We start from the raw sequence: 3716 nt of genomic DNA, 5'->3' as shown, positions 1-3716 counted from the left end.
TTCAAAGAGTTAATATAGAAAATAAAATAAATAAAACTAATAGAGAAATAAAAGCCTTATAAAGATTGAATTAATATTAATTATTTGATAAACTAAGGTTATTAAAGATAGGAGTTATAGTATGGAAAAAAATAAGAGAAAAAAAGTTTTAATTGGAATAGGGGTTTTATTATTAATTACAATAAGTTTAGGAATTGCTTATGCGTTTTTTAAGGGAATTATAGGTCCAGGTGCTAAATCAAATATTGGTACACTATCTAGAACTACAGATTCACTTACATTTGATACAGGTGGAGATTTAAGTATTGTTGCTACACAACAAAATTTTACTCCAACTGGAGCTAGTTTAAATGCAACTACTACTGGGTCTGCTAAGCTTGTTGCAAATAATAATACTAATAGTGCATCTTTTACTTATAATGTAGGTATTTACATTACAAATAATTCTTATATTTATACAACAGGTGCAACTGCGACACCTGAACTTATTTTAACTGTAACTGATCCAGCAGGTGCAGCTGTTACTTCTATTCCAGGACTTACTTATATAAGTAGTGGTGCTGTTACTGGATTTGATGTAACTACTAAAGAAGGTTTAATAAAAGTTGCAGAAAACTATGCTATATCAGCAACTGCGACATCTACTACTCAAAATTGGACTTTTAAACTTACTTTTGTAAATTTAAATAGTAACCAAACAGAAAATGCAGGTAAATCTTTTAATAGTGTTTTAAGGATTCAAAATGAAACCTTACCTCTTACTATTGCATCACTTTGTGTTGGAAAAAACATGGCATCTTGTATTAAAGATAACTATTATGTAGAAGGATTAGAAAATCATACAGCAGCACTAGCACTTTCTGCAGAAGACAATAGTTATCGTTATACTGGAGGCGACTACAGTGTTGCAACACAACATCAAAATACTTATAAAAGAGTAAGTGATATAATTATTTATGATGCAGTTGGTGATGTATATAAGCTAGCATATAACAATACATTAACATTTTACTATTATGACCAAGCCCTAACTAAAACAATAGCGGATGGATATGTAGTGAAGGATGAAAGTTTAGTAAAAAACTTTGTATGTTTTGGAAGCACTGTTAGTCCGTGTCCCATAGAAAACAAGTATAGAATAATAGGAATATTTGGAAATCAAGTAAAACTTATTAAAAATACCAGTGTGGGGGACAAACCATGGGATACAAAAGGACGATATGGTGAAAATACTTGGTCAACTAGTACATTAAATACGTATCTTAATGGAGAATACCTTACAAGTCTTTCAACGTGGAGTGATAAAATAGCCACAAATACTTGGCAAGTAGGTGGAGTTAATGGTGAGAATTTTTTTATACATGAACCAGGTGTTATTGACAAATATGGCCCTATAGAGTTTAATTCTAAAAACTTTCATACATATGAACTTGGTTCCAAAAAAACTGCAACAACGTATGCTTCTAAAGTAGGATTAATGTATTTAAGTGATTATAGTTATGCGGTAACTCCTAATAATTGGGAAAAATTAATACGGGGTTTATCATCAGATGAAGGCTATCCAACAAATAGTTATGTAAATACAAATGTCTTAGATACAAATTGGATTTTTACTGGGTTAAGAGAATGGACTATTTCTAGAGATAGTTTTAATTCGTCTTATGTGTGGTTTCTGTTCGAGGACGGTAGTGTCACTTTTTGTAATTCGACTCGTGACTGGTCAATTGTGCGTCCGGTCTTTTATCTAGAATCTAATGTATCAATTTCGAACGGAGAAGGTACTGAAAGTTCTCCATATACTTTAATAGTATGATGAACCAGGATATCGTCGCTGGTGACTCAAAGTCTTCCGACGAATTTTAAAAGTTAGTAATAAAATAGTTAAATCTAAACAGTGTCAAAGCGAATTTTGACACTGTTTTGGTTCTTCGAAATCTAGTGGGGAGTTTTACTTATCAAGCTTCGAGATTTAGTGGGGAGTCAGATATTAAAAAAGCGAGGGTTTAATCCTTCGCTTTTATTGTGCTTAAATTTTGTTATAATTATAGTGCAAACATTAATTATATATTCTAATTTAAGCACAATAATAGATTAACACATTATTTAGAATTTATAAAGATAGTTTAGCTGAAAGAGGTATAGTTTTGAATAATGAAATTTTAATATTGTTAAACATCAAGAACAAAGATTTGAAGGTTGTTGAAATTAAGGAAGAAGAGATAAAAAAGAAGAAGGTAACTGTGGTTGTAGTTGAGAGCACAAAGAAAAAAGTAAGGTGTCCTGAATGCAACAATTACACTTCATCTGTGCATGATAGATTAAATCCAATTCGATGTAAATATTTGGACACAGGTGGAGTTCAATGCATTCTTAATATAAAAAAAAGAAGATTTATATGTCATAAATGTAATAAAAAATTTACAGAAAAACTTTTAATAAATGAAGCTGGAAAAACATTATCTAATTCATTAAGAATTAAAATTAGAAAAGAGTTGTTAGAATATAATCTTTCAATAAAATATATAGCAAAAATAAATAATGTGTCGGATAATACAGTGAGAAATGAGTTATTAGATGCTATGAAAAGTTATCCAGAATCAATAAAATTATTGCCTATGGTTATATCCTTTGATGAATTTAAAGCAGATACTGATGAAGGGAAATATGCATTTATTATCAATGATCCAATTCATAAAAAAACATTAGAGATTTTACCAAGCAGAAGAAAAGAATTTTTAATGCAATATTTTACTAAAGTAGAAAATAGAAGAGATGTAAAATTTATTATTAGTGATATGTATGAGCCTTATCTTTTAGTTCAAAAGATAATGTTTCCAAATGCAAAATATGTAGTGGATAGATTCCACTACATCAGATATATAATGGATGCATTAGATAAAATAAGAATAAGAATTGAAAAAAGCTATAGTTATAATTCTAAAGAATATAGACTTTTAAAGAATAAAAAAAATGTTTCATTATTAAGAAAATACGGAAAAGAAATTTCATGGTTTGTTTATGATAAAAGATATAGAAATGGGCGAATGTTTGAAATATTACCATCTACTATATTGGACGAAATATATAAAATAGATGAAGTTATAAAAAGAGGATATCAATTAAAAGAAATGTTTTTAGATATAGTAAATTTTTCTACATATGAGACTGCTACAAAAGAATTTATGGCATGGATAGAATTATGTAAAGAAAGTAATATACCAGAATTTATCCAAGCCTCCAACACCATTAATAACTGGCTTGAATATATAGTAAATTCTTTTATAGATATAAGATATTCTAATGGTTATACTGAGGGGTTAAATAATAAAATAAAGGTTATAAAAAGAAATGGATATGGATACAAAAGCTTTAAATTTTTAAGGTTAAGATTGCTATATATTTTGAATGGAAAATTAAGATAAAAATATGAAAAAAGTCAAAATTGTTACTTTTGACTTTTTTTGAAAAAGGCAATTATTATCATTTACTGTTTTCTTAAAAACTACCTTCAACAGCAGTAAAAAATAGGCTTAATAATACTAATATGAAAAAGCCGTGTTTTTCCTGATATATTCCAATAAATTCAATTTTCTAACTCCCCACTAGATTTCGAAGAGCCAAAATTCACTTTGACACTGTTTTTGGGATAACATTTGTGAATTGTAAAAGTTTTGTGAAATTAGCAGTTATATATTGACAAGTGCTAAGCATACTAT

2 protein-coding genes are annotated in these 3716 nt (G+C 28.4%); both read left to right on the top strand.

The window, feature by feature from the left end; all coding sequences use genetic code 11:
* Window positions 1–121 precede the first annotated feature (121 nt).
* On the top strand, window positions 122–1813 hold the full coding sequence (locus RR409_RS20885) for a hypothetical protein (RefSeq protein WP_332559706.1): 1692 nt from the start codon (window positions 122–124) through the stop codon (window positions 1811–1813).
* 331 nt (window positions 1814–2144) lie between these two features.
* Window positions 2145–3422: an ISL3 family transposase gene (locus tag RR409_RS20880; protein ID WP_332559705.1), complete on the top strand. Its 1278-nt coding sequence runs from the start codon at window positions 2145–2147 to the stop codon at window positions 3420–3422.
* Window positions 3423–3716 lie beyond the last annotated feature (294 nt).

The organism is Clostridium sp., assembly GCF_036642255.1.
GTDB lineage: Bacteria > Bacillota > Clostridia > Clostridiales > Clostridiaceae > Clostridium_J.
This window is presented reverse-complemented; position numbering and strand designations above follow the sequence as displayed.

Excerpts from the sequence above, each read along its gene's own strand:
- RR409_RS20885 (WP_332559706.1), top strand. The coding sequence starts at position 122 with ATGGAAAAAAATAAGAGAAAAAAAGTTTTAATTGGAATAGGGGTTTTA.